This is a genomic window from Cyclobacterium qasimii M12-11B, assembly GCF_000427295.1.
GTDB lineage: Bacteria > Bacteroidota > Bacteroidia > Cytophagales > Cyclobacteriaceae > Cyclobacterium > Cyclobacterium qasimii.
Genome location: NZ_ATNM01000146.1, coordinates 25,529 through 52,131 on the forward strand (window position 1 = coordinate 25,529; position 26,603 = coordinate 52,131).

Annotated in this window: 20 protein-coding genes and 2 pseudogenes; 8 read left to right on the forward strand and 14 right to left on the reverse strand. The window is 40.8% G+C overall.

The features are described from left to right. Positions 1–36: 36 nt before the first annotated feature. Entirely contained in the window at positions 37–1,152 is a 1,116-nt protein-coding gene (locus ADICYQ_RS18885; protein ID WP_020893134.1) for an NAD(P)/FAD-dependent oxidoreductase, read from the reverse strand. Between the two features lie 131 nt (positions 1,153–1,283). Here ADICYQ_RS18885 and ADICYQ_RS18890 point away from each other — a divergent pair, with 131 nt between their 5' ends. Beyond that, the gene (locus tag ADICYQ_RS18890) at positions 1,284–3,776 is read left to right on the forward strand and encodes a zinc-dependent metalloprotease (protein WP_020893135.1); all 2,493 of its coding nucleotides are present in this window, start codon (positions 1,284–1,286) and stop codon (positions 3,774–3,776) included. Positions 3,777–3,871: 95 nt separating this feature from the next. Here the strand turns inward: ADICYQ_RS18890 and ADICYQ_RS18895 are convergent, their stop codons facing one another. From ADICYQ_RS18895 to rfbC, 7 genes are all read right to left on the reverse strand, one after another. Beyond that, positions 3,872–4,618 (reverse strand): shikimate dehydrogenase family protein, encoded by a 747-nt coding sequence (locus ADICYQ_RS18895; protein WP_020893136.1) that lies wholly within the window; start codon positions 4,616–4,618, stop codon positions 3,872–3,874. After that, the gene (locus ADICYQ_RS18900) at positions 4,615–5,550 is read right to left on the reverse strand and encodes a DUF368 domain-containing protein (RefSeq protein ID WP_040417117.1); all 936 of its coding nucleotides are present in this window, start codon (positions 5,548–5,550) and stop codon (positions 4,615–4,617) included. Before ADICYQ_RS18900 ends, ADICYQ_RS18895 begins: the two co-directional genes overlap by 4 nt. Before the next feature lie 32 nt (positions 5,551–5,582). Next, positions 5,583–6,344 carry a phosphosulfolactate synthase gene (locus tag ADICYQ_RS18905; RefSeq protein ID WP_020893139.1) on the reverse strand — a complete coding sequence of 254 codons (762 nt, stop codon included), beginning with the start codon at positions 6,342–6,344 and terminating at the stop codon, positions 5,583–5,585. Positions 6,345–6,381: 37 nt separating this feature from the next. Beyond that, positions 6,382–7,794 carry a tetratricopeptide repeat protein gene (locus tag ADICYQ_RS18910; RefSeq protein WP_020893140.1) on the reverse strand — a complete coding sequence of 471 codons (1,413 nt, stop codon included), beginning with the start codon at positions 7,792–7,794 and terminating at the stop codon, positions 6,382–6,384. Between the two features lie 100 nt (positions 7,795–7,894). Then, on the reverse strand, positions 7,895–8,857 hold the full coding sequence (locus ADICYQ_RS18915) for an NAD-dependent epimerase/dehydratase family protein (RefSeq protein ID WP_040417119.1): 963 nt from the start codon (positions 8,855–8,857) through the stop codon (positions 7,895–7,897). Between the two features lie 23 nt (positions 8,858–8,880). Then, positions 8,881–9,636, reverse strand: coding sequence for a tyrosine-protein phosphatase (locus ADICYQ_RS18920; protein WP_020893142.1), 756 nt, complete (start codon positions 9,634–9,636; stop codon positions 8,881–8,883). Further along, complete coding sequence (gene rfbC, locus ADICYQ_RS18925; RefSeq protein WP_020893143.1) at positions 9,636–10,187, reverse strand: dTDP-4-dehydrorhamnose 3,5-epimerase; 552 nt, start codon at positions 10,185–10,187, stop codon at positions 9,636–9,638. Before rfbC ends, ADICYQ_RS18920 begins: the two co-directional genes overlap by 1 nt. 229 nt (positions 10,188–10,416) lie before the next feature. Between rfbC and hflX the strand changes: the two genes are divergently transcribed. Continuing rightward, positions 10,417–11,682, forward strand: coding sequence for a GTPase HflX (gene hflX / locus ADICYQ_RS18930; RefSeq protein ID WP_020893144.1), 1,266 nt, complete (start codon positions 10,417–10,419; stop codon positions 11,680–11,682). Between the two features lie 262 nt (positions 11,683–11,944). Then, the gene (mtgA, locus tag ADICYQ_RS18935; protein ID WP_020893145.1) at positions 11,945–12,631 is read left to right on the forward strand and encodes a monofunctional biosynthetic peptidoglycan transglycosylase; all 687 of its coding nucleotides are present in this window, start codon (positions 11,945–11,947) and stop codon (positions 12,629–12,631) included. Between the two features lie 9 nt (positions 12,632–12,640). On the opposite strand, the gene ADICYQ_RS18940 is transcribed toward mtgA, so the two are convergent. Both ADICYQ_RS18940 and ADICYQ_RS18945 read right to left on the reverse strand, forming a co-directional pair. Continuing rightward, positions 12,641–13,243 (reverse strand): DUF2179 domain-containing protein, encoded by a 603-nt coding sequence (locus ADICYQ_RS18940; RefSeq protein WP_020893146.1) that lies wholly within the window; start codon positions 13,241–13,243, stop codon positions 12,641–12,643. A gap of 228 nt (positions 13,244–13,471) precedes the next feature. Beyond that, the gene (locus ADICYQ_RS18945) at positions 13,472–14,662 is read right to left on the reverse strand and encodes a CynX/NimT family MFS transporter (protein WP_051160287.1); all 1,191 of its coding nucleotides are present in this window, start codon (positions 14,660–14,662) and stop codon (positions 13,472–13,474) included. Positions 14,663–15,089: 427 nt separating this feature from the next. On the opposite strand from ADICYQ_RS18945, the gene ADICYQ_RS18950 reads away from it, so the two are divergent. Further along, the gene (locus tag ADICYQ_RS18950) at positions 15,090–15,437 is read left to right on the forward strand and encodes a GIY-YIG nuclease family protein (protein WP_235114801.1); all 348 of its coding nucleotides are present in this window, start codon (positions 15,090–15,092) and stop codon (positions 15,435–15,437) included. A 262-nt stretch (positions 15,438–15,699) separates the two neighbouring features. On the opposite strand, the gene ADICYQ_RS18955 is transcribed toward ADICYQ_RS18950, so the two are convergent. Beyond that, positions 15,700–16,206 (reverse strand): phosphohydrolase, encoded by a 507-nt coding sequence (locus ADICYQ_RS18955; RefSeq protein WP_040417121.1) that lies wholly within the window; start codon positions 16,204–16,206, stop codon positions 15,700–15,702. 412 nt (positions 16,207–16,618) lie between these two features. Between ADICYQ_RS18955 and ADICYQ_RS18960 the strand changes: the two genes are divergently transcribed. Beyond that, on the forward strand, positions 16,619–17,659 hold the full coding sequence (locus tag ADICYQ_RS18960) for an amidohydrolase family protein (RefSeq protein ID WP_020893150.1): 1,041 nt from the start codon (positions 16,619–16,621) through the stop codon (positions 17,657–17,659). Positions 17,660–17,972: 313 nt separating this feature from the next. Here the strand turns inward: ADICYQ_RS18960 and ADICYQ_RS18965 are convergent. The 3 genes and pseudogenes from ADICYQ_RS18965 to ADICYQ_RS18970 all read right to left on the reverse strand — a co-directional run bounded on the left by ADICYQ_RS18965 (position 17,973) and on the right by ADICYQ_RS18970 (position 22,178). Then, positions 17,973–19,336: pseudogene (locus ADICYQ_RS18965) on the reverse strand (DUF1501 domain-containing protein). Positions 19,337–19,354: 18 nt separating this feature from the next. Continuing rightward, positions 19,355–19,432, reverse strand: a pseudogene (locus tag ADICYQ_RS30405) (hypothetical protein); the annotation flags it as partial. Between the two features lies 1 nt (position 19,433). Beyond that, a complete protein-coding gene (locus ADICYQ_RS18970) occupies positions 19,434–22,178 on the reverse strand; it encodes a DUF1553 domain-containing protein (protein WP_020893154.1) in 2,745 nt (914 codons plus the stop codon). Positions 22,179–22,533: 355 nt separating this feature from the next. On the opposite strand from ADICYQ_RS18970, the gene ADICYQ_RS18975 reads away from it, so the two are divergent. The 3 genes from ADICYQ_RS18975 to ADICYQ_RS27220 all read left to right on the forward strand — a co-directional run. Further along, positions 22,534–25,032, forward strand: coding sequence for a DUF1549 domain-containing protein (locus tag ADICYQ_RS18975; RefSeq protein ID WP_020893155.1), 2,499 nt, complete (start codon positions 22,534–22,536; stop codon positions 25,030–25,032). A 15-nt stretch (positions 25,033–25,047) separates the two neighbouring features. Then, positions 25,048–26,475 (forward strand): DUF1501 domain-containing protein, encoded by a 1,428-nt coding sequence (locus tag ADICYQ_RS18980; RefSeq protein WP_020893156.1) that lies wholly within the window; start codon positions 25,048–25,050, stop codon positions 26,473–26,475. Positions 26,476–26,484: 9 nt separating this feature from the next. Further along, the coding region (locus ADICYQ_RS27220) for a twin-arginine translocation signal domain-containing protein (protein WP_152520503.1) at positions 26,485–26,603 on the forward strand (119 nt) is incomplete at its 3' end.

Below are 26,603 nucleotides of genomic sequence, written 5' to 3' on the forward strand. Positions count from 1 at the left end.
TTGAAAATGCTCCTAGGCTTAAGCTTGGGAGCATTTTTATTTTATGGCTTGCCCATGGGTTTGAAGAATGAGTTTTTTTGCCAGATAAGGAGATTTCTTGATCACATTAACAGCAATATTGGAGACGAAAGGAGCCCCGAAAAGCCTTTGTACGGCTCTTCCAGTTCTCAATCGGCTGTAAAAATACTGGTTCCAGGCTTTGGCGTATTCTTTTTGAATCATTTCTAATTTCTTATGCTTTAGTATGGCCTCAGCGGCCAGCTTACCTGTATGAATAGCGATGGCCATACCATTGCCACACAAAGGTGTTATCATGCCGGCGGCGTCTCCAATCATAAGGACTTGGTTTTCTACTGGAGATTTGGTGGCGAAACTGATCTCATTGATTACCTCAGGTTTTTCCCATAAAAATTCTGCTCGATTGTAGATCTCTTTGATATGGGGGTTTTTAAACAAGTATTGCTCCTCCATGTTTTGAATGTTGCCCGCAACTTTTAATTGCTCCCTGCTTCCCAAATAGCAAACGTTAAACTGGCCATTTTCTATTTTATTGATGCCCAGGTAGCCGCCATTATAATTGTGTAAGGCCACCATATTTTCCTCATGCGCTATTTTAATATGGTATTTGATGCCTACATAAGGACTTCGGTGTTTCAGGTAACTTCGGTTAAGGTATTTGTCTATTTTGGATCTTTTGCCATAAGCGGCAAGCACGATGGGGGAAGTCAGTAAGTGCCCTTCATTGGTAGTTACCTCAAATATTTTCCGGTCTGGCTTGTAATCGATCGTTGCTGCCTGGGTTTTTAAGAGAAATTTCACCCCAATTTCTTGACATTTTTGGTACAGGAAGTGGTCCAGGTGGTATCGGCTAATTCCAAATCCACCCAAGCCCAGTGGGACTTCAGCCATGGCTCCGTTGACGGCACTAAGCCTGAAAGTATTGATTTCGGCAGGTTCAAATGAGAAAGGGAATAACTCTTTTTGGATTAGGAAATCCCTAACCTCATTGGAAATGTATTCACCACAGACCCTGTGAAAAGGATAACTCTTTTTTTCGATTACAAGAACACTTTTACCCGCCTTTGCCAGAAGGTAGGCAGAAATAAGGCCTGAAAGCCCACCTCCAATGATTGTAATTTGATTTTTATCCATGTTTTTTATTAACAACCGGCGCCAGTAATGGTTTGCGGCTATTTGATTTAGGTGCTGGCTTTTACCAAGTTTACGAATTAAAATTTTAATTTTGGCTCTCTATTATTCCTAACTTAATTAAATGAACCCATATGTTAAAGTCAAAAGCAAGCATTTTGATTTTGCTGTTAGTAAGTTTTGGCCTGAATCTAATTTCTACGGATTTGGCAGAAGCTCAGCGAAGAAAGAAAAAAAAGGACGAGCAAGAAGTCAAAGATCCGGAAAAAAAGCCGGTGAAGAACAAGGATGGATTGAAATCCTATGAAGACATTATCAAAGACAGTACCCAAACCAAGCCCGGACTTTTTACCGTTCACAAGGTGGATGAGAAATACTATTATGAAATTCCTGAAGCAATGCTTGGTAAGGAAATGCTCATGGTCACCACTATCGCCAAGACTGCCAACGGCATAGGTTATGGTGGAGAGCGAACCAATACCCAGATGCTTCGATGGGAAAAGAAGGACAAGAACATCCTGCTAAAAGTGGTTTCCTATGCCAATACTGCAGCAGATTCACTTCCAATCTATCAGGCTGTAAAAAACTCCAATTTGGAACCTATCCTGTACCGGTTTGACATCGAGGCCAAAGGCAAGGATGGAAAAGGCTGGTTGATAGAAGTGTCTGACCTTTTTTCCAAAGACATACATGCACTGGGCTTACAACAAAGCCGAAGAAAAGGGTATAAAGTGACCCGCTTGGATACGGACAGGTCTTATATAGAAAGAATCAGTCCTTACCCGACCAATATTGAAGCGAGGTATGTGCTGACCTATGCTGCGTCTGAAGCGCCCTCTAATAGTGCCACGGGACTTATTACCATAGAGATGAATAGCAGCATGGTATTGCTTCCTGAAGAGCCTATGAAGCAAAGGTTGGCAGACCGAAGGGTTGGCTGGTTCAATACCAGGGTAACAGACTATGGATTGGATGCGCATAAAGCAAGTAAAAGGACCTACCTGGACCGCTGGAGACTAGAGGTAAAGGAAGAAGACCTGGAAAAATTCAAAGCAGGTGAATTGGTAGAGCCAAAGAAACAAATCGTCTATTATATAGATCCCGCTACTCCTTCTCAGTGGGTGCCTTACCTAATAGCAGGCGTAGAGGATTGGAATGCAGCTTTTGAAGAAGCTGGATTTAAAAATGCCATCACAGCGAAAGAAGCCCCAAGTCCGGAGGAAGATCCTGATTGGAATCCGGAAGATGCAAGGTATTCTGTAATCAGGTATTTTGCCTCAGACATTCAAAATGCTTATGGACCGCACGTTTCAGATCCCCGTTCTGGTGAAATTATAGAATCCGATATAGGCTGGTACCACAATGTGATGAACCTGTTGCGCAACTGGTTTTTTGTACAAACTGCAGCAATCAATCCGGAGTCAAGAGTAATGCAGTTTGAAGATGAAGTGATGGGAAGGTTGATCCGTTTTGTTTCTTCTCATGAAGTGGGGCATACCCTTGGTTTGCCACATAACTTTGCTTCTTCCTTTGCCTACCCTGTAGACTCTTTGCGTTCGGCCACTTTTACAGCCAAGTATGGTACCGCACCATCACTTATGGATTATGCACGTTTTAATTACATTGCTCAGCCAGAAGACAAAGGGGTTCATTTGTTTCCTGAGGTAGGTCTATATGATAAGTTTGCTATTTCCTGGGGATATAGGCCAATTCTTGAAGCCGAAACGCCAGAAGAGGAGCAGGCGATTTTAGATTCCTGGATAGTTGCCAAAAATGGAGATCCTATCTATCGCTATGGCAGACAGGGCAATACTTATGACCCTAGTGGGCAAAGTGAGGATTTAGGAGATGATGCCATGAAGGCCTCAGCTTATGGCATCCAAAACCTAAAACGCATCCTTCCAAACCTAATTGAATGGACCGGCGAATTGGACAAGCCTTATAAGGACTATGATGACCTTAGTGAGCTTTATGTTCAAGTTTTAACCCAATACAATCGGTACATGGGGCATGTCAAGACCAATATTGGAGGTGTATATGAAGTTTATAAAGCCATTGGGCAGAACGAAAATGTTTATACCCATGTAGACAAGGCCAAGCAGAAGGAAGCCATGGACTTTATCCAAAAAGAGCTCTTTACGACTCAGGATTGGCTGATAGATAACAATATTACCAACAAAATTCAAGATTTAGGGGTTCTGGACAGGGTCAGGAAATTGCAAGTAGGTACTTTGAATGCTATTTTGGACTGGGGTAGATTAGGAAGGGTGATTGAAAACGAGGCCTTTAACGGTTCCGAAGCATATAGCTTACTGCAATTGATGACTGATTTAAGAAAAGGAATTTGGGTAGAGCTTACCACAGGTGAGGCCATTGATGTTAACAGAAGGAGTCTACAGCGAGCGCATATAGAGAAACTTGAAGAGCTAATGACGAAGGATGCCAGCGGAGGATCAGCTTCCCTGATAAATGCCTCCCAGTCCGATATTCGTGCTGTTTCAAGGGCTTCGTTAAATGTAATTCAAGGAGAAATAACTCGAGCGATTCCTGGAACTTCAGACACCATGAGTAAAATTCATCTGGAAGACAGTTTGGAAAGAATAAAAAACATTTTGGATCCCTCTTGAGCGAGTGGATAGAATAGGATTAAAAAATAACCCCACAGGCATTGCCTGTGGGGTTATTTTTTGTTCAATTTTAAGGTTTGCTTAAGGGAAGACTCTTATTTGTTCCAGATTTCCCAGGCGGCCTCTGCCTGTAAGTGAAGCATTTCTATTCCATTTTTTGTTTTTGCACCCATCTTTGCAGCAGCAGTCATCATGGCCGTCTCTGTAGGATTATAGACCAGGTCATAATACCAATTGCCTTTATTAAATTTCGAGACGGGCAGGTCAGGCATTGCTTCAATATTGGGGAAAGTACCCAAAGGAGTTGTGTTTATGATAAGTGGATAATTGGATAGGTAATCAGGAGAGGCTTTAATCTTATCGTAACTGATAATGTCCTTGGCTGAAGGATCAGGATTTCGGGAAACTTTTAAGTAAGGAATTTCCAGGTCATTTAATGCCTGGCAAACGGCTTTTGAAGCGCCACCAGTACCCAGAATTAGTGCTTGTGGTCTTTCTGCGCCCAACCAATTGGTCAAAGAAGTTTTAAAGCCATAATAATCCGTATTGTAGCCGACCAAACCATCAGGAGTAAGCTTGATGCAGTTCACCGCTCCTATGGCCTTACATGCTGGGTCAAGGTTGTCCAAATAGGGGATGACCTGTTCTTTATAAGGGATCGTTACATTGATGCCTATCAACTCCTTTTGTGCGTCAATAATTCCAGGTAAATCCTTGATATTGGCGATTTCGTACAGATCGTATTGACAATCTGGCTTTCCCTCCCGGGTAAATTTATCTGAAAAATACTTTTTTGAAAAGGAATGTGTTAATGGGTAACCTATTAAACCAAATTTTCTCATTCTTTTCTAAAATTATATGCTATTCTTTCAAGCCCAACTACAAGGATTACTCCAATTAAGAATGCCATAATGGCGATTAAAAAAGCAGGTTCCTGGCCTGTCTCGGAAAGATAAACATGGGGTAAAATGTTTTCTGTCAAAAATGGTTTTTGAGTACCTGAGCTTGACATTCTATAGCTGAGTATTTTTTTCCAAGGCCAGATTTTATTGATAGAACCTATCATGAAACCTGACAAAAAAGACAAGGTAATGGCGTGGTAGTTTTTCAAGAACCAAGAGATCACCCTGCTGAACAGAAGTAAGCCTGTAATGCAACCCAAGGCAAAAACAGCCAAAACGGCGAAGTCTCTTTCATTGACAGCATGGAGGATGTATTCGTATTTCCCTAGAATAAGCAATAGGAAACTGCCTGATATCCCAGGGAGGATCATTGCACATATGGCTATGGATCCGGAAATAAAAGTAAACCAAATGTTATTCGGGGAGGAAATCATCGGTAGTTCTGTGATGAAATACGCAATGACTACCCCTGCCGGGAACATCAAAATGGCTACAATGTTCCAGCGCTTAATGTCCCGCAAGATTATGATCGCACTGATAAGTATCAATCCGCAGAAGAACGACCACAAGGGAATAGGATACTTTTCTATGAAGAACGTTATGGCTTTCGAGAAAGCAAAAATACTTGTAAGGATTCCTAGAAACAAGGTCAGCAAAAAGCTTGCATTTACATGTTTCCAGAAAGCGACAATGTCAAGCTTAGTGAGGAGTTTTAGGGCCGTTAGGTCAAATGAATTGATACTCTCCAGGAGCTCTTCATAGATTTTTGTTACCAGTGCAATAGAGCCCCCTGAAACGCCGGGGACAATGTCAGCACTTCCCATACCCATGCCTTTCAAGAAAAGCAATGCCTTCTCACTAAACTTATTCATTGGTTGGACTTTTTAATAAAGAGATGTGAAATTTATTTATCTAAAAAGAAATCGAAAGTATCTCCTCTTAGTCCAAGCCTTAATGTTTCCAAAGGAATGATTTCATTAGGTGCGATATTTCCCAGGTTGACATTTGTCCCTAGTAGTTTGATAAACCAGACCTGCTGTTCTTTTTGTGGCGCTTCCCAAAGGATTTTTTCTTCTGGAACTTGGGTCAAGATTTCTTCTACAAGACCTTGCCTTACTTCTCCTGAATCCCTAAAAAGACCTACGGTACCACCTTCTCTGGCCTCACCGATTACTTTCCATGCGCCAGCACTTAATTCTTTTTGCATTTGATCAATCCACTTGTACGGAGGAATGATTTTAGCAGCATCTTTAGAACCTACTTCCGAAAGAACTGTGACATCTTTTGCCAAGGTTCTAATGTATTCGCATTTCTCGTCGTGATCCAATGTGATGGATCCATCAGAAACCTCTACAAACGAAAGCTTGTATTTATCCAAAAGCCTTCTGTAATCATCAAATTGATTCCTTACGATAAAGGCTTCAAATAAGGTTCCACCGAAGTAAACAGGAATTCCTGCAGAGCGGTAGATATCAATTTTTTCTTTGAGCTTGCTTGTGACATAGGAAGTGGCCCATCCTAATTTTACGATATCTACGTAATCTCCGTTAGACTCTAGGAAATCTTCCACCTCTCTTAGACTTAAACCCTTGTCCATCGCCATGGTGTATCCGGTATTTCTAGGCTTTTGCGTTCTGAATGGGATGCTATTTAGGATGTAATTCATTCAATATAATTTTGATAAAATAGATAAATAAGAGTTTCTATTCTTTTGAACCCTCTCTATACTGGTTAATTATTTTGTAAATTGCCTTCTGTTGTTCCAGTTCTGGCATCAACTCATAAAGGAGGACGTGTTTTTCAAAGTCCAAAGTTAATGCATTTTCCAAAATTGAAAAGGCTTCTTTGTATTTACCTGTCTTAATCATGTATACTACCAGTCGATAATACAAGGATGCTTCTTCAGGCAATTCTTCTAATCCTTCCGTAATTACATCTTCGGCTTCTTCAAATCGGTTCTGGTCAAAGTAAATCAAGGATAAGTTGACATAGGTTTCTAAAATGCCCGGTTCCAGATTAATAGCCTCTTCATAGGCTTCGGAACTTGATTGGAGATTTCCCAATTCGTATTCAGCATCGGCAAGCCCTACCCAATAGGTCGCATTCTCTGCCGTAAGCTTAATGGCTTTTTTGAAATAATGAATGGCCTCAAAATATTTTTTCTTTTTGACCATGCACATCCCTAATCCAAACCATGCATCATCGTATTCGCTGTCTAACTTCGCTGACTTTTTGAAATACTTAAAAGCCATATCAATCTGATCTAGCTTTTCATAGGAAGCAGCCAGGTAGCAGCAATTTTCAGCATTGCTGCCTTCACAATTTATGGTGTTTTGATAGGCTTCCAGTGCTTTTTCATACTGGTTCGTATTCATTAGGGCATTGCCCAAATTAAAATAAGCCGAAGCAAAAGTGTCGTCTATCAGAAGGGTGTATTCGTAGGCCTCAATAGCATCCTCAAAATTCCCCAGGCGGTTGTGAACAACGCCTAAATTGTACCATGCGTTGGCATTGTAGGGGTCATGGTCAATAAACTCCTGGTAAAAAGCCAAAATTTCATCAAAGGAGCCTTCTTCATCCGTCAGCATGGCCAACTGAAACAATGCATCCTCGTGGTTGATTTTGAGTTTTACAGCTTCCTTAAGACAATCTATAGCCTCTTTATTTTTATTTTCAATTCTGTAAAAATTACCTAAAAGATAAAATACCTCTGCCTTGTCTTCTGCCAATGGCATAAAACCATGAAGTAACTGAATTGCATCAGCATTTTGATCAAGAATGGACATGGCATTGGCCAGTGTCAGTATGATGTCTTCATTGTTTGGAGAGATATTGTTTAGGTTTTCAAGAATTTCCAAACCTTCTTCCACGTCATCTAAAAAAATCAAAGATTGAGCCATCAATAATTTGATTTCTATAGAAAAAGGGAATTTTGATATCGCCAGTTGGCTGGTCTTTAATGCTTTTCTGTATTTAAAATGTTCATGGTAATATCTAATGATATCCTCTAATTCTTCCTCTCCGAAAAACAAGTCAAGGTTTGCGCTAAGTGAGTTTTCAAACCTCTTAACCAATTCTTTCTCTTGATCTGATTGATTATCAAAATCTCCTGTCATAGGTTTGATCTATATTTTAAACTTAAGATACCAAATATTTTCTTTTTGAAGTGTTATCCACTTAAGTATTTAAGGTTATTTAACGGGGCTTTATTTTTCACTAATTTATTGATTTAGCCCATTTAAATGTGTCCCTTAAAGGGGTATAGGTATACTTTGTTAATTCGTTAATTTTAGTGTTGTCATATTCTATTTTGGTCTGTGCTGATTGAATCGTTTGCCGGGTAACAGGAATTTTATTTTTAGCAAAATAATTGTAAAACATAGACCAATTGACGACCATTTTGGCCATCAGGTTATTCAACGGTTTTTTGGGAGGTTTTAATTTAAATTCTATGGCCATTTCTGTAAAGAATTTCTCATAAGAAATGGCTTCCTTACTTAGGATATAGCGGTTTCCCCATGATTCTGATTCTATGGTCGTTGTTATGAGCGAAACGGCATCCCTGATGTCAATATAGTTTACATCACCGATTGGATAATACCGGTTACCTTCTAAAACATACCTGTAAATCTGGCTGCTGCTTCTTTCGTCGCTTACCTTGGCCAGAAGAATGGATGGATTAAATACCATTACCTCAAGACCTTCCTGCGCGCCTCTCCATGCTTCAAGTTCAGCAAGGTGTTTGGAAATGGCATAGGGGGTGTTGAGCGTCGAATTGACCCATTTTTGATTTTCGTTAATACGGGGAATTGAGTCACGCCCAAGAGCCGCTACAGAACTAATAAAAACCAGGTTTTTACAATTTGTAGTGAGCATGGCGTTGACCAGACAGGCTGTCCCTTGCGTATTGGTTTGAAGCAAGGCTTCTTTTTTAGATTCATCAAATGAAACCATACCTGCAGCATGAATTACCATGTCTTGTTCTTTACAAGCTTCTATAAGTAATTCAACGTCTGTGATTTCGCCTTCATACCAATTGATTTGGGAAGACAAGTTTCCAAGAAGTGCTGTGCTGCTATTTGATCTTTTGAGGCCCGATACAATTGCCTTACCAGCATAGCTTTTAGCTAAATAGCTTCCCAATAGTCCGGTAATGCCGGTAATCAATATTTTTTTCACACGCAATAACGCTTACAGGTTTTTTACAAATTTTTATTCCACAAATCCAATTCCTGCAATTTGTCAAAGTATTTACTATGTGGCAATCTTTCCATGGCATCAAGGTACTTTTCATTGTGACAATCTGTCCCAACCAATTTCACCAAACCCTTGTCAATTATTTTTTCAGCAAACTTTTTCACTCCTTTGGAATAGTATCCAGTAAGAGAAAGCAAGTTAAGCTGAAAAGGAATGTTCCTATCGACCAGGGCATCAAGGGTTTCAGGTTCCTGATGCAAGTAGATGTACCTTTCTGGGTGTGCAAATACAGGCTGGTAACCTAACATTTCCATTTTGAAAAATGTTTCCAAAAGAATGTGAGGCTTGCTCATAAATCCTGTTTCCACTAGCACCATCTTGTTGGTGCCAAATGAAAGAATAGGTTCATTGTTTTCTATTTTCTCATAGAATATTTCATCCAGATAATATTCTGCTGCAGCTTCCAATTCGATGTCAATTCCAGCTTCTTTTACGGCTATTTTTAGCTTCTCTAAACCGGCATTTATGATTTCGGGTGTGTTTTTAAAAAACTCACTCATAATATGCGGTGTAATGATAAGTTTCTTTAACCCATAACCGGAAAGCCTTGTAATTAAGGCAATGGACTCCTCCATTTTTTGTGAGCCATCATCTATACCAGGAATCAAATGACTGTGCATGTCAGTACCTACCCAACTCAGGTCAAGGTGCTGAACATTTGGTGAGCGCTTTAGTTTTCTGAATAGTTTAATGATAGACATTAAAGTCCTCCTTTGCTTATTTCGGTGAATGTTTTAAGGTCAGGCCAAAGCTGGTCTTTTTCAGACAGAAGTGGTTCTTCCACTCCCCAATCAATGTTTAACTCATTATCATTCCAAATAATTCCACCTTCACTTTCTTTATTGTAAAGGTTTGAACATTTGTACGTAAAAACTGCTTCCTCCCAAACGGCAAAGCCATGGGCAAATCCAGTAGGTACATAGAGCATGTTTTGAAGTTTTTCATCCAAAACAACCGAATGGAATTTGCCATAGGTGGCAGACCCTTTTCTTAAATCAACGCAAACATCCAAAACCTTGCCGCTTATTACCCTAACAAGCTTTGCCTGGGCATGTTCACCACTCTGAAAATGCAGCCCCCTTACTATACCAGCCTCTGAATAGGATTGATTGTCTTGAACCCAAGAGGTGTTCATTCCCTTGTTTTTAAAATGATCTTCGCGGTAACTTTCCAAAAAATAACCCCTTGCATCTTTAAATACTTTTGGGTAGATTTCATATACATCTTTAATAGGCGTTTCCCTGATTTCCATACCTTTGGATTTATTTCTTTAAAAATGGTGTAATTTGCTAAATATCTTATGAAGATATATAAATTTAAAACGAATTTTTAAAGATACGGTTTAAAGATGGGGACAATAAGCAATTTTAATGGAGAAAGTCCACAAAAATGTGGCATTTAATTTGACTGATAGTGAATCTATTGGTATGACAATACGTTGTAAATTCTTGTATTAAAAAAGATTGAATTAAACTTTCTGAATGAGTAAACACAGTAGAAAATTAGCAAAATTAGTAGATAATTCTCCAAAAGTAGAGACTGCTGTTTTGGTGGCACTAATCCACCAAAATGAGACTGAGGTGTTGGTGCATGAACATTTGGATGAGCTGGCGTTTCTGACAGAAACATTGGGAGCGAAAGCTGTTCATCGGTTCACCCAAAGTATGGATAAACCAGACCCAAGGACTTTTGTAGGCTCAGGTAAATTTGAAGATATAAGGTCCTATATAGAACACTTTGAAGTTGATATGGTGATCTTTGATGAAGACCTAAGCCCTTCTCAAGTGAAGATCCTGGAGAACGAGTTGAAGATTAAAGTTTACGATAGATCCATGTTGATCCTGGACATATTCCTAAACAGGGCCCAATCAGCCCAAGCCAAAACCCAGGTGGAATTGGCAAGGTTTCAATACCTTCTTCCAAGACTAACACGAATGTGGACTCACCTTGAACGCCAAAGAGGGGGTACTGCTACTCGTGGTGGTGCTGGTGAAAAAGAAATAGAAACGGATAAGCGAGATATCAGAAGAAAAATAGACATCCTTAAGGAAAAACTCAAGAAAATTGAGAAACAGGGACAAACCCAAAGGAAAAGCCGAGAAGGCATTGTAAGGGTAGCATTGGTCGGTTATACCAATGTTGGTAAAAGTACCCTGATGAACCTATTGACAAAAGAGAACATTCTGGCAGAAAACAAACTCTTTGCTACGGTAGACTCTACTGTTAGAAAAGTAGTGTTGGAGAACATTCCATTTTTGATTTCTGATACGGTAGGATTTATTAGAAAACTCCCTACCCACCTTATTGAATCATTTAAGTCTACCCTTTCTGAAATAGAGGAAGCGGATCTTTTGGTTCATGTAGTGGACATTGCCCATCCGGGGTATCAGGATCAAATTACAGTTGTCAACCAAACGCTTAGTGAAATGGGTGCAGGTGATAAACCTGTAATCATGGTATTCAACAAAATTGACATTGCGCCTAAAATGCCTTCAGAGGAAAAACTGATGGAGATGTCAGAATTTGAAGTGGAGCAGGCCAATTTTATTGATTTTGACAAACTGGAAGAAAGTTATGTGAAAAAATCAGCCATCAACCCAGTATTTATGGCCGCTGAGGACGGGACGAATATTGAGGGTTTCAGAACAGCTATTATTGCTGAAGTAAAAAAGATACATAAAAAAATGTATCCTCATTACCTGGATGATGAAGTGTTGGACTTGTCTCAATATCCAGAAGAAGATTAAGCCGTTTTGAATAAGTCAAAAACGAAGTTTTGATGGTTTGTATTTGAAACGCATTAGGAGTGTTGAAATTACAATAATGCAATTGGATCCTTTGAAAGGAAGTCGCAAGTTGGCTTCGATCAAAAAAGGTGAAATGACTGAGCTTTAAAGTAATTTCAGCGCTCTATTGGGTCGCTTTTTCCGAGCGCTTTAGATCAAGCGCTGCTGATCTATAACGCATTTTTTTAAGTTGTTTCGGGTTCAATTTTTAAAGACACATTCATTGAAGAAAATTATTTCATGGGTAGGAAAAGTGCTGCTTGCTATGTTCGTCGCATCTATAGTAATGGTAGTGTTGCTTAGTGTTTTCCCAGTTTATTTCACCCCTTTGATGGGTATTAGAACTGTAGAACAGGTTTTTTCAGAAGACAAGGACCTGGTTTTAAAGAAGGATTGGGAGCCTATTGAAAAGATTTCCCCACACTTGTACCTGGCGGTAATTGCCTCAGAAGACCAGAAGTTTTTAAGCCATGGAGGTTTTGATTGGGAGGCTATAGAAAGTGCTTTTAAGGGTAATAAGTCAGGAAAGCAATTAAAAGGGGGGAGTACTATTTCCAATCAAACGGCTAAGAATGTCTTTTTGTGGCCTGGAAGAAATTTTGTCAGAAAAGGTTTGGAAGCCTATTTCACCGTTTTAATTGAACTTATGTGGGGCAAAGAAAGGATACTAGAAGTGTACCTTAACGTGATAGAAATGGGGGATGGTATCTATGGCGCAGAGGCTGCAGCTCAATATTATTTCAAAAAACCAGCTTCTGATTTGAACAGACAAGAAGCCGCCTTGATCGCGGCAGTACTTCCAAACCCAATTAGATGGAGGCCAGATAAACCAACGGATTATATCCGAAAGCGACAAAGCTGGATTTTAAGGAACATGCGGAACCTTGGAGAAGTGAAATTTGAGGAGTAAAGGGACCGATTACTTTCTTATCATACTTTTTAGTCGGGAAGCGAATCTTGGCTTATCTTCCATAAGGTTTAAGTCGTCCTCTGAAATACGCTTTACACTCTCAATGGTATAGAAAGCTTTTTCGTGACTTTCTTTAAGTTTACTAATAAAGCTTTTAAGCATTTCCCTTTTAATGACCGTAAACATTAAAATTACCTTCCCGTAACGTCCTTCTGCACCTACAGAAGTAAATCGATAACCTTTTTCTTTCATGTATTCTACAAGCTCTGGCAAAGGTTCTGGGGTAATTACCCTTACAAGCACTCTACCTAAGGCAAGTTGCTCCTCTATTACCATGCCTACATAGTTTCCCATGGCAAATCCACCAGCGTATGCGATATACGACATGGGGTTGCTGATGTTTTGGAAAATTTGTCCTATGGCCAATAGCCAGATAAGCGCTTCAAAAAAGCCGAGTATAGGAGCGATAGTCTTTTTGCCATTTAGGACAAACATAATCCTAAGGGTGTTTATAGAAACATCCACCACTCGGGCTAAAAATATTAAAAGTGGCATCACTAAGTAATCAAATACTGGGGCATTGATGCCAATAGATTCAAAAAATTCCTGCATGAGATTAATATTTGGTTACAATTTGCAAAAGTAGGAAAACAAAACCAATTTTTAGCATTTCACCAGAAATATGCAAAAGGCATTTCCCAAACTAATGAAGCCTTATTAGAGCCTTGTAATAATCGCTGTTCTCTTTGAAGGTTGAGGAAAGTGTGAAGGCTGTTAAATAAGTTGACCTTCATTGTTTTAAAGGTTGTTGGTCTTATCCAATTGGTCCAATTATTTAGCCTAAATTGTTTTGTTTTTACCCGCAAAATATCCGAAATAGGTAAACATACAAGAGGCCAAAATCATGAGGTAAATCAATAGGTCCCAATCCTGCCAAATATCGAAGGCGATGCCAAATAACATGGGGCCAAAAGCAGCAAGAAAATAGCCAGCAGATTGCGCCATTCCAGATAAGGCTGAGGTATAATTGTCGCCCTTGGTTCGAAGTGTGATAAGTGTATAGGCAAGACTTATGCTTGCCCCCATTCCAAGACCTACAAGTCCAATGCTAAAGATATTTAACCACAGGATAGGGATAAACAAACTGGTAAAGCCTACAATATAAAGGATACCGATTGATATATTAAAAATGGATTGTTGCTGGTATTTGACCGCAATAAATGGTGCTACGAAGGTTCCAGTCAAACCTACCACCTGCATTAAGGATGCTGTTAATCCAGCTTCAACGGGAGACAAGCCCCTTTCTATCATCATGTCAGGAAGCCAGGTTACCAAGGTGAAAAATAAAAAAGACTGTATGCCCATAAACATGGTCACTTGCCAGGCCAGTCTGGAGCGCCAAACGGATTTGCTGGTTTTTTCAGGCTTTACCTTAGGTTTCGGGCTGAGTTTTAGCTGTGGCCACCATGCAATAAGAGCGGCAAAAAGCAAAGAAGTCCAAAATAGTAGGGAGCCTCTCCATCCCCAGCCGAGGTCAATGGCCATGGGTACACTGAATGCTGTTGCAATGGCTGCCATTAGTGACATGCCTGTACTGTATAGACCCGTGACTGCTCCGGTTTTGGAAGGCATTCGGGCTTTTACCAAAGGAATAAGCAACACATTGCAGATGACTATTCCTATGCCAGTAAGTGCAGTGCCAATAAAAAGAACATATGGGCCGCCCGATACCCTCAACATAGAGCCGATACCAAGGACGAGTAAGCCAAGAAATATAGCTTTGGCCTTGCCAAAATAGTCCCCAATAGCTGCGGAGAAAAGAGAGAAAACGGCGAAGCTAAGCAAAGGTAGGGTAGTAAGAAATCCCGCCATACCATTGGAGAGTGACATTTCATCCCTGATAAAGGGGATTAGGGGCCCAACTGCTGTAATGGATGGCCTCAGATTAAAAGACACCAGCAAAATCCCCAATACCAACCAATGGTTACTATTCTTGTCCTTTAAACTGTTTATTGTCCGGCTAAAAGTCATTCAAGTTGAACCGTAGTTTGGCCGTATAAGGTTCCGTCAATTGGGATATTTGTACCTGATTTTATTTAATTTAGGTTTATGAATTAAGGATTTAGATCAAAAATCTTCTTTCCCCAGCCAGCTTGCTCCTCTTCATGTTGGAAGAAACCAAATGAAGGGTATACAAAGAAGTTCCCTTGGTTTCGACTCCGCTCAACCGCCTGAGGGAGTTCTAGCCAGGTCCTGAGCGGAAGGGTGATGAAGAGTGTGGCAAGTAGTTTTCGTACCTAAGGCTTCGGCTCAACTCAGCCGGCGGAGGGCGTTCTAGCCGGTTCCTGAGCGGAGCCGAAGGATTAGGCATTACGTACTCGTTCCCCTATGGTTTCGACTCCGCTCAACCGCCGGGGGAAGGTAAATTGTTTCAACTGCTTAGGATATGAAAGGATACATGTATATACTAGAATGTTCGGATGGTAGCTTCTATACTGGAAGTACTAAGGATTTGGAATTGCGGTTAAGGCAGCATCAAAATGGAGAGGGTTCGAAATACACAAAAAGAAAATTGCCAGTAAAACTGATTTACTATGAAGAGTTTCAGCGTATAGACGAAGCGTTTTATAGAGAAAAACTAGTTCAAGGCTGGACTAGAAAAAAGAAGGCGTCCTTAATAAATAACATGTCAGAAAAACTTCACGAATTAGCGAAGTGTATGAATGAGACAAGTCATATTGGATTTAATTCCTCTGGCTTCGGCTCCGCTCAGCCGCCGGGGGATCGAGATGGTGGGGCCGAGTAAAACGAGGGACATTTCACAGGTCCTGGATTGATTTGGAAATAACCTCGTCGGTTCCACTGAGTCTGTTCTGGAATGTTTTTCGCCGGTTCCTGAGCCGGTTTGGGAATGCCATCGCCGCGGCTGGCAGATTAGCCAGTGCCTAGATTGATTTGGGAATGCCATCGCCGGTTCCTGAGCGGATCCGAAGGATTAGGCGTTACGTCCTCGTCCCCCTATGGTTTCGACTCCGCTCAACCGCCGGGGGCGGTGGATTAGTCAAAAATTATTCGTTTTCAAGTAATTCATCAATATGCCTGATCATGTCCTCCAATTCGGGTCTATAGGTTTTTTGAATAAAATTGGCGTTTTCTTTTTTGTACTTTTCGTACATATTAGATCCCTGGCTTTTGGAATGGGTAATGTTTGCAATTCTATCGCAAAACTTTACGAAGATAGCATTCGGGATTTCGTGCATTTCTTGATAATACTTGTCATTTGCTCTTTCATTCCTGTTTTTCCCCTTTTCATTGGTTAGCGCAAAAGCCAAATCCGCAATTGTTTCATTGGTGTTTTGTAAAACGTCATTGTAAGTCTCTCTTGCATCTTCTATTATATCATGCACCCAACAGCCGCAATAAACATTTTCCCGCTCGGACTCAGCTACGAGATAACTGAATTTTTCAGCCACTTCATATACCATTTTCAAGTGGTAAGCGTAATCGTTGTCTCCGTATTTGTGATTAACTTTTTGATGAGCGTAAATTGCGTATTCTGATGTTTTCTGTAACATAATCCTATAATCTATATTTTTCGTGTCTCTATCAGGGTTTTCGCGTATTAAGTCTTCAAGGCTTTATGAAAAAACCTCAGGTTTCTCCTTCCAATGTATAGCTCCTTTATATGCTATTTATGGGCAAAAGGTTGATGTTATTACAAGGAAATGAATGATTTGGGTCAATAAGCCTTTATTCAGAAGATTCCGTTAAAACCAGAATTTTATCCTGGCCACTCCTTCGTTAAGGATAACAATAAAAGTTAGGTGATTTTGGATAAAAATCAAATAAGAAATGTCATAAGTTACAGGTTGATTATTAAAATCAGTGAATTGTTAATTACGTGGTTTTCTTTTGTAAATTTAATTGTTGGGAATAGTGCCTCTACTATTCCCCATTACCACCTTAGTATGTAAATCAATCACTTGTATGAAAAATACCCTCTTCCTGCTTTTTTTGGCAATAAATTTATCCACCCCTGTATTTGGTCAGTTTAAATCCAACTATCCTGACATTCCGAGAGTTGATGTGCACTCACATGTGGCTGGTGACCTGAATGGCATTGCAAATTACCTTGAAATTGGAGCTGTTTTGAGAGAAAAAAATGACATTGATCTGGCGTTATGGATCAACTTGGGAAATAAAAATGAACCGTTGGTAAACATTGAAGAGGTAGAGAAAGCTGGGCAAGGAAGGATGCTTTGCGGGATTGCTGATTTTAAGGCGCATGATGGACTGAGTTATTCGCCAGAATCCCTGGAGGAGTTCCAGAAAAAGGGATTTGTTGGTTACAAAATTTGGTCGGGCCCCTGGAGTAGAACACTTGAGAAAAAGGAAGATGGTTATCCTTATATCGATAACCCTGCTCATGAAGCTACCTTTTCGGAAATGGAGAGAATAGGATTTATAGGTGCCTCAGTACACGTTGCTGACCCCAATGGGCCTTTCGGTGAAAGAACGGCCTGGTTAGCAGATCCTATTGAGTACTGGACTCAGATAAATGCCTGGAGAAATGTCCTTGAAAAACATCCGGAATTGGTGGTGGTGACAGCACATGGAAACTGGTTGTTATGTCAAGATGCACAAATTGATTATTTACGAAACATGTTGGCAACCTTTCCAAACCTTAATATCGATTTGGCCGCTACTTTTCAATATTATCACCTGGTCAACAGGGAGAACTTGCGGTCTTTTATGATTGAATGGGCTGATCGGATAGTGTTTGGAACAGATATAGGGAAAGTGGAAAACAAAGAAGAAATAAGCTTAAGAGCTGACCAGTATACCAAAGCCTTCCAGATTTTAGAAACCGACAAAATTGTCAATGGTGGTTTTTTTGGTGGGCCAAAAGTGCAAGGGCTTGAATTGCCTCAAGAAGTATTGGAGAAAATTTATTACAAAAATGCCATGCGGCTTTATCCTCATGTAAAAGAGCGCCTGGTTAAGCTTGGGTACAATGTGGGTAGTTAATGTTTTGTTTCTCCATTTAAATAGATAATCCACGTTCATTTAATTCAGGTAATCGAATGGCCTTTAGAATATAGGCACCATCTACTAAGAAAGTAAGCTTCTATTCGGATGGTAAATATGGATAAAATTGAATTTAAGAAAGACCGCCATGATCTTTTTGGTTCGTTGGACAATCTGAATAGCTATAGAAATTATGATAAAAGGCAAAATTTTACTGGCTGGACCAACAGGTTATCTGGGAGAGTACATCACCAAAGTGCTTGTTTCTAGAAATATCGAAACAAAAATTGTTGTTAGGAAATAGGATTGATTATCAGGTAAGCACTTCATTGATAACCTTACCATGAACATCCGTAAGCCTGAAATTCCTTCCCTGGAACTCATAGGTCAATTTTTCATGATCAAATCCCAGCCTTTCCAGAATAGTGGCCTGTAAATCGTGCACGTGCGTTCGGCCTTCTATGCCGTAGTAGCCAATTTCATCTGTAGCGCCATGAATATGACCTTTTTTAACTCCTGCGCCAGCCATCCACATGGTGAATGCTTCAAGGTGATGGTCTCTTCCATCAAAGCCTTCGCCCGTTCTGGATTCCATCATAGGAGTCCTGCCAAACTCTCCTCCCCATACCACTAGAGTGTCATCCAAAAGCCCTCGTTGCTTGAGGTCTCTGAGCAAAGCAGCAATTGGCTGATCGATGTTTTTACAGGACCTTCGCATTCCTTCACCAACACCATTGCCAGCACCCACCCCATGAGTGTCCCAGCGATTGTCAAAAAGTTGAACGAAACGTACTCCTTTTTCTACCAGTCTTCTCGCCAAAAGACAATTGTTGGCAAAGGAGGCTTGTCCAGGATTGGTGCCATACATCTGGTGGATGTATTCAGGTTCATCATTGATGTTCATGGTCTCCGGTACGGATGTTTGCATCCTGAAAGCCAATTCATACTGAGAGATTCGGGTGAGTATTTCAGGGTCGTTTGCTTCTTCAAACTCCATCTGATTGATCTGGTTGATAGCATCTATGGATTTTTTTCTGAGATGGCTGTCAATGGAGTTTGGATTGGACAAAACAAAACAGGATCACCCTCCGAGCGACACTGTACACCTTGGTAGATGGTAGGCAAAAAGCCACTTCCCCAAGCGCTTTTCCCTGCACTTATGGCGCCCCCACCTGAGGTGAGTACCACGTATCCCGGTAAGTCTTCATTTTCCGAACCCAGCCCATAAGTAGACCAGGCGCCTATGCTTGGTTTGCCCAATCTAGGACTTCCAGTATGCATGAATAATTGAGCAGGAGCATGATTGAATTCATTGGTATGCATGGCTTTTAGAAAGCTTACTTCATCCACCATTTTGGCAAATTCAGGCATGTAATCAGATACATAAGCGCCTGATTGCCCATATTTTTTAAAGCTTGCCTGAGGTCCCAATAACTTAGGTGTTCCCTTCAAGAAGGCAAATTCTTTTCCCTCCATCAATGATTGTGGAGTGTCCTTACCATTTAATTCCTGAAGTGTAGGCTTGAAATCAAATAACTCCAAATGAGAAGGACCACCTGCCATGTGCAAGAAAATCACGCTTTTTGCCTTTGGGGCAAAATGGGAGGCTTTTTTATGGAGAAATGATGTTGCCGCTTCAGGGCTTGATTTTGCTCCGCAGCCAATAAGTGAACCCATGGCCAATGCGCCAAGTCCTGAGGTGCATTTTTTTAAAAAATGGCGCCTACTATTGTATTGTGCTTCTCGGATCAGTGCTTCTTCCCAAATATTCATCCTATCTTCTGGTTACAAATTCATCTAAGTTCAACATGGCATTGCTAACAATTCGCATGGCCGCTAATTTGGCATTTTCATCCAAATCCTTTCCTTCTCCTTTATAATAGGCAAGTGACTCCTCGTATAATTGGAACAATACCGCTACTTTTTCAGGCTCAGGCTTTAGAGCGGTCACCAACTGAAGGTTTTTTTCAATTCCCTTCTCAATGTCCTCTCCACTTTCTTTCAATATTCGCTGGGCCCAGGCATCTGCTGCTTCTATGTATACAGGGTCGTTTAATAAAACGAGGGATTGTAGCGGTGTGTTGGTTCTTATTCTCCTCGAGGTACAGATTTCTCTGGAGGGGCTGTCAAAAGTCACAAATGAAGGGTAAGGGTGGGTCCTCTTCCAATAGGTGTATACCGCTCGCCTGTATTGTTCTTCTCCCTCGCTGGGAAACCAAAATTTACCGTTAAAACTAATGATGTTTTCAGGTTGGTAAGGCATAACACTTGGTCCCAATTGTTTTTTATTCAACAAACCACTAATGGCCAAGGCCTGATCTCTGATGGTTTCTGCTGATAATCTAGTCCTTGAGCCCCTTGACAGGTACTTATTGTAAGGATCTTTCTTTATTTTTTGAGCATCGGTCGTAGAATTTTGCCTGTAACTCTGCGACATGACAATCTTTTTGATCAAAGTTTTCAAAGACCAGTTCATGTCATCCTGTAAGGATACGGCCAACCAATCCAGTAACTCGGGATGGCTGGCGGGGATGCCCTGACTGCCAAAGTCCTCCATGCTTTCAACGATACCAAAACCAAATAATTGTTCCCAAATGCGATTTACAATGACACGGGAAGTCAGCGTGTTCTCACGACTAACCAGCCATTTAGCGAAATCCAACCTGTTGGGTTCCTGATTGGTGATTGTACCCATGATTTCAGGAATACCTGCATTAACTTCTTCTCCATGCGATCTCCAATCACCACGCTCGAATACATAGGTTTTTCGAGCATCAGCTTTTGGTAAATCCTTTAATATAGGTGTTTGAATAGGTTTGGCATTGGATAGCTCTACCAATTTGGCTTGAATATTTGAAGGATACTTGTCTTTTAAAGGTGCTTTTTCATGGTAAAAAACCCAGTCTACCCGGATCAAGTCTTGCGCAAATGATTTGTCTTTTTTGAAATAATAAAAAATGTCTCTTTTTCCCGAAACTGGTTCGATGGGTATCTTCAAAGTTTTCCAATCCTCGGGACGGTTGCGAGGAAAACTTTTGTCTGTAATGCCAAAGGTTCCTTCGCCAATGATTCTGCCCAGCATGGAGTCCAACCTTATTTCTACTTTGGCACCGTAGACGGAAGCATAACCCAAGGAAATGGCATTGACTTGATCTAAGTCCACATTTTCAAACATGATCCATGAACTGTCCTGTACCTGCCAAATTGATTCCTGGTCATGTGCTACCAATTCTATAAACCTGCTTTTGTCCTGAAATTCTTCCGCTTCTACCTTTCTATATCCTAATGAATAGAGTAAATCCTCTTTTTGTTGGTATAGAAAATCTTCTGAGATTTCCGGAAGCTTTTCTGCAGGATTGAGCTTGTCATTCACCCAGGAAAGTAGGTCTTTTACCTTCTTTTCATCAGCGGGTTGGTAGGTGAATACTTTAGGTTGTTCATTGTAAAGATCCTTGTCTTGGGTATTGTTAAAGAATGCCTGCGTTTGGTAGAATTCCTCATGCCGGATGGGGTCATAAGGATGGCTGTGGCATTGTACGCAAGCCATTGTCGTTCCTTGCCAAACTTCAAAAGTTGTACCCACTCTTTCCATGACAGCAGCTACTCTGAACTCCTCATCATTCGTTCCCCCTTCATCGTTAGCCATAGTGTTTCTATGGAAAGCAGTCGCCAATAAATCTGATTCGGTAGGGTTAGGCAAGAGGTCTCCAGCCAATTGTGCAATTGTAAAGGTATCGAAAGGCATGTCCTCATTAAAAGCATTTATGAGCCAATCCCTGTATTTCCAGATTTCCCTGTGCAGGTCTTTTTCATAGCCTTTGGAATCTGAATACCGTGCAAGATCCATCCAGAAGGCAGCCCATTTTTCGCCAAAACGAGGAGAAGCAAGTAATTTGTCTACGGTTTTTTCATAAGCCATAGGAGATGAGTCACTTGAGAAATCATCATATTCATCTAGTGTGGGTGGCAATCCTGTAATGTCCAGAGACAGCCTTCTAAGTAGCACTTCTTTGGGTGCTTCTTCATTAGGCGTTAGTTCCATGTGCTCCAATTGCTTGTAAATGAAGTGATCAATTTCATTTTGCACAGGCATGTCCAGGTTTACTTCCGGAACTTCAATGTTGTTTTCCGGAGCAATATAGGCCCAATGTTTTTCCCAATTTGCTCCCTGATTGATCCATTCTTTGATCAATTCAATTTCTTCAGGAGAAAGAGGAGATTTGCCCAAAGGCATTCGCATTTCAGGATCATTGTGGATGATCCGTTTTAACATTTCGGAGCCATCTGCATCGCCGGGGATAATGGCAGGTTTGCCTGATTCGGTATTCATTTTGGCTTCTTCTTCAAAAAGCAAAGAGAAACCACCGGATTGCTTGACACCTCCATGGCAGGAGATGCATTTATTATTTATTATTGGCCGGATTTGGCGGTTATAACTTATCTGTTCTTTTCCAGGCCACAACCAAAAGGTAAGGACAAGCAATAGAGGCAATAAGAAAATGAGATAGCGGCTTTTCATTTTGGGTAGTTAATCTAACAAACGCATTAAATGTAAGGAATTAAAGTATTACTTTCAAAGTCCGAACTTGTACTGATCTTTGGGATTGGTGTAAAAAGACTTGTGGCTTAACAAATCAAAGCTTAACTTTTATTTAATAAGCAGGATAGTACAGGGTGGTTGTGAAGCAAAATTTTAATAGTATTGTGTCAAGCTATTCTTGTTTTTAGTTAAGCATATATTCGGTTTTACAGTTGTTTCAATAATAAAAGAGGCCCTTATTAGATCAAATATTTTTTATCCGTTTCGGAGGAGTTTTACCTTTTGATTAATTAAAAACACTTGTATTACCGGATGCCATAGAAAATTGAAATTAATGAAAATGATGAATAAAGATAACCTGTTATCATTCTGGGGATTATTCTTTTTCCTGGTTTTAGTCGCCTCAACGGAAGTGAGCGCGTTGGGAACAGTCCTACTGTTTCAGGCTGAGGAGGTTGAAACTTCTTTCTGGTTATGGAAGTTTTTTGGCCGTTTACATCCGCTTGCCGTTCATTTCCCAGTGAGCCTTTTGCTTTTTGCTGCTTTGTTGGAATTGTTTACGCTAAAGAACTTTAACCACAAGTTAAGACCTGGTATATACATGTTGGTTTGGGCAGGAGGGATAGGAGCGGTTGTAGCTGTTGTCTTGGGATTGCTTTTAGCGAATATAGAAGATTATGGCGGTAACATGTTGGATATTCACCAGTGGACGGGGATCGGAACAGCCGTATTGGGTTTGTTATTGATCTATTTGATGGGTAAAGCCGATGGCATCAAAAATAAGCAGGCGATAAAAGTTTTTAGAACAGTCCTTTTCTTTACTGCGGTGTCAGTTTCAGTGGCAGGGCATTTCGGTGCCTCGCTGACTCATGGAGAAGAGTATTTAACAGAAACCTTCCCTTGGAATGAACCGGAATTCTCACCCGAGGACCTGGACATAGACTTGGTGGCTTTTGAAACGGAAGGAGATCTTAGTGAGCAAAAGCAAATTGAATTGGTTGGTAAGGTTAGAGCAGTTTTTGCCCACAATTGCTATAAATGCCATAGTGATGCCAAGATAAAAGGAGAATTAAGGCTGGACACGAAAGAATTTACCTTTGCAGGCGGAGAGTCTGGTCCTGTAATCGTTCCGGGAGATGCAGCAAAAAGTGATTTGGTTCGCAGAATAAAACTACCCAAGGATCACAAGGAATCAATGCCCTCAAAAGGCAAGGTGCTTTCCAATGATGAGATTGCTTTGATCTCATTTTGGGTTGATAAAGGCGCTCCCTGGCCAGATGCTGCTGAGAATGTAAGCGTGTACAGGGTAGCTGAATTGGCTCCAAGAAGACCTGATTTACCAGCTTCAAGAAGTGGATTGAATCAGCCCATAGACATTTGGGTAGATGAATATTTTAAGGAGCAAGAGATCGAATGGAAGGAACCCATTGAAGACAAGGTTTATTTAAGGAGGATATACCTGGACTTAATAGGGCTTCAGCCTTCCACAGAAGAATATGATGCTTTTTCAAAAGACAGCAGACCGGATAAACGGGCCATTTGGGTTAGAGAACTTCTAGACAGGGACGACGATTATGCTACTCACTGGATGACCTTTTGGAACGATGCTTTAAGGAATGATTATACTGGCACAGGTTATATCACCAATGGCCGGTATGCCATTACCGATTGGCTGTATACTTCCTTGCGCGACAATAAACCGTATGATCAATTTGTCAAGCAACTATTGAATCCGGATGACAAATCCAAAGGCTTTATTGAAGGCATACGTTGGAGAGGAGATGTAAATGCTAGTCAGGTGACAGAAATGCAAGCTGCTCAAAATGTTGGGCAGGTCATCTTGGGCCTTAACCTTAAATGCGCCTCTTGTCACGATAGTTTTGTAAGTGATTGGAAGCTTAAAGAAGCCTATGCTTTTGCCAATATATTTTCAGATTCTACATTAATCGTTAGCCGCTGTGATATTCCTACTGGAGAAACAGCCGGGACAAAGATCTTATGGGAAGAATTGGGTGAAATCGACAGTACTGCCAACAGGGCGGAAAAGCTGGAACAGCTTGCCAATTACCTGGTGCAACCTGCTAATGGCAGGCTTTACCGCACCGTAGTCAATAGAATGTGGAAGCAATTAATGGGAAGAGGGCTAGTGGAACCTGCAGATGAGATGGACAATGTTCCATGGAGCCAGGATTTATTGGATTGGCTGGCCACAGATTTTGAAGATGAAGGCTATGATCTCAAAGAATTGATTTATAAAATCGCTATTTCCAAAGCCTACCAACAACCGGCAGTTGGCGTAGAAAATCCACTGTTTCTGGCAGATGATGATTTTGTTTTTGAGGGTACTGTAATACGCAGAATGACAGCGGAACAGTTTTCTGATGGCGTAAGTCAAAAAATTCATCCAATTTTCAGTGAAGAAGAAATCAAATATGATCCCAACCAATTGAGCGTATCTGAGGAATCTGACATTGGATTTGTGCGTGCAGCATTGGTAGCCAATAATGGGCTCCTTAAAGCATTGGGACGTACTAACCGTGAGGTGGTAATGACAAGTAGAGACAGTCAGGCCAGCTTATTGCAAGCCTTGGAATTAACAAATGGGGAACAGCTCAACAATACCCTTAAAACAGGGGCTGTCAAATGGAAGGAGAAATATGAAGCGGGGGATGTTATAGTCCATGAAGTATACCGACAGTTATTGGGTAGAGAGCCTCAACAGAGCGAATTCAATATAGCCATGGCTGTATTGGGAGAAGCGCCTGAGGCAGAAGACATCCAAGATTTGTTTTGGGCTGTTTTGTTACTTCCTGAATTTCAATTAATTTACTGATCAAATGCAAAAGCTATGAATTATAATTGGAGGAGAAGAGATTTCCTAAAGAAGACAAGTGCTGCATCAATTGCAGCCATGGCTGCAGGAGCTCCAATATCAGCATTATTAAATTCTTGCTCGCCCAAGGATCAAATTACAAGTAAGGCGGATACAGTTATTTTATTGTATATGGCTGGAGGTATGGCACATACCGAGACCTTTGATCCTAAAAGGTATACGCCGTTTAGAAAAGGTATGGAGTCCAAGGAAGTCTTGAGTACTTTTAAGGCAGTGCCTACCATATTAGATGGTATTAATTTTTCTGAAGGATTGGAAAAAATTGGTCAGGTGATGGACAAAGGAAGCCTTATTCGGTCTTATGTGGCGGCTGACCTCGGGCATATTTTGCATACCAGGCATCAATACAATTGGCATACTTGCTATGAGCCCCCTCAATCCGTGGCAGTCCCCCATATGGGTTCATGGATGGCCAAAGAGTTAGGTTCGGTAAATCCTGTAATCCCTGCATTTATTAATATTGGGCAGCGTTTCACCGTAGGTGAAGGGGAGGAATTGAAAGCTTTCCATAGTGCAGGTTTTCTAGGCAGTGAGTACGGGCCATTTCTAATACCCGACCCAACTTCTGGGTTGGACAGCGTTCGACCACCAGTAGGGATGTCTACCAAGCGATTTGAAGCTAGAAATCAACTCTATGAAAACCTGGTAAAGGAAAGTGCCATGGGAGAATTTGGTAGTGATTACCAGAAAGAATCCTTGAAACGTTCCATGGAGCAGGCTTATATGTTATTGAACTCTCCAGAAGCGAAAGCCTTTGACCTAAGCCTGGAGCCCAAAGAAAAGTATGATATATACAATACCGGTAAATTTGGTTTGGGCTGTCTTATGGCCAAAAGACTGGTGGATCAGGGCGCTCGGTTTATAAGTGTAACTTCCGAATACGAACCTTTTAAAGGTTGGGATACGCATGAAAATGGGCACACAAGGCTTACGGATATGAAAAAGCAGGTGGATGCTCCCATCGCTCAACTAATTAAAGACCTAGATGAAAGTGGTAGGCTTGACCGAACCATTGTGGTTTTGGCCAGTGAGTTTAGCCGCGACATGCTTACCGAGGGCAGACCAGGAGCAACGGTGAAAGACCAGGTAGAAGTGCCAGATATTATTGAAGATTTAAAAAATTATGGCATGCACAGGCATTTTACAGATGGCTGCTCCATGTTGATGTTTGGTGGAGGGATAAAAAAAGGGCATGTTTACGGCAAAACTGCTGATGAAAGACCTTGTAAAAGTATAGAAAACCCTATTAAGATAGCAGGAATCCATCAAACTATATATCATGCACTGGGCATGGACCCTGAAACGAATTTTGAAATAGAAAAACGTCCTTTTTATACTACTCCTGATGGTCATGGGGAAGCAGAAATGGATTTATTCGCTTAAATTACACCCATGAAAGAAAACCTAAACCCAAGAAGAGAATTCCTTAAGAAATCAGGTCTTACTGTACTCGCAGGTGCAGTGGTTCCTAATATTATTGTAAATAAAACTTACGCAATGGAAAATGATAA

Bases quoted from the DNA above. Each gene is read 5' to 3' on its own strand.
- ADICYQ_RS18885 (WP_020893134.1), bottom strand. From the start codon at position 1,152: ATGGATAAAAATCAAATTACAATCATTGGAGGTGGGCTTTCAGGCCTT.
- ADICYQ_RS18890 (WP_020893135.1), top strand. From the start codon at position 1,284: ATGTTAAAGTCAAAAGCAAGCATTTTGATTTTGCTGTTAGTAAGTTTT.
- ADICYQ_RS18895 (WP_020893136.1), bottom strand. From the start codon at position 4,618: ATGAGAAAATTTGGTTTAATAGGTTACCCATTAACACATTCCTTTTCA.
- ADICYQ_RS18900 (WP_040417117.1), bottom strand. From the start codon at position 5,550: ATGAATAAGTTTAGTGAGAAGGCATTGCTTTTCTTGAAAGGCATGGGT.
- ADICYQ_RS18905 (WP_020893139.1), bottom strand. From the start codon at position 6,344: ATGAATTACATCCTAAATAGCATCCCATTCAGAACGCAAAAGCCTAGA.
- ADICYQ_RS18910 (WP_020893140.1), bottom strand. From the start codon at position 7,794: ATGACAGGAGATTTTGATAATCAATCAGATCAAGAGAAAGAATTGGTT.
- ADICYQ_RS18920 (WP_020893142.1), bottom strand. From the start codon at position 9,636: ATGTCTATCATTAAACTATTCAGAAAACTAAAGCGCTCACCAAATGTT.
- rfbC (WP_020893143.1), bottom strand. From the start codon at position 10,187: ATGGAAATCAGGGAAACGCCTATTAAAGATGTATATGAAATCTACCCA.
- hflX (WP_020893144.1), top strand. From the start codon at position 10,417: ATGAGTAAACACAGTAGAAAATTAGCAAAATTAGTAGATAATTCTCCA.
- ADICYQ_RS18940 (WP_020893146.1), bottom strand. From the start codon at position 13,243: ATGCAGGAATTTTTTGAATCTATTGGCATCAATGCCCCAGTATTTGAT.
- ADICYQ_RS18945 (WP_051160287.1), bottom strand. From the start codon at position 14,662: ATGACTTTTAGCCGGACAATAAACAGTTTAAAGGACAAGAATAGTAAC.
- ADICYQ_RS18950 (WP_235114801.1), top strand. From the start codon at position 15,090: ATGTATATACTAGAATGTTCGGATGGTAGCTTCTATACTGGAAGTACT.
- ADICYQ_RS18955 (WP_040417121.1), bottom strand. From the start codon at position 16,206: ATGTTACAGAAAACATCAGAATACGCAATTTACGCTCATCAAAAAGTT.
- ADICYQ_RS18960 (WP_020893150.1), top strand. From the start codon at position 16,619: ATGAAAAATACCCTCTTCCTGCTTTTTTTGGCAATAAATTTATCCACC.
- ADICYQ_RS18970 (WP_020893154.1), bottom strand. From the start codon at position 22,178: ATGAAAAGCCGCTATCTCATTTTCTTATTGCCTCTATTGCTTGTCCTT.
- ADICYQ_RS18975 (WP_020893155.1), top strand. From the start codon at position 22,534: ATGAAAATGATGAATAAAGATAACCTGTTATCATTCTGGGGATTATTC.
- ADICYQ_RS18980 (WP_020893156.1), top strand. From the start codon at position 25,048: ATGAATTATAATTGGAGGAGAAGAGATTTCCTAAAGAAGACAAGTGCT.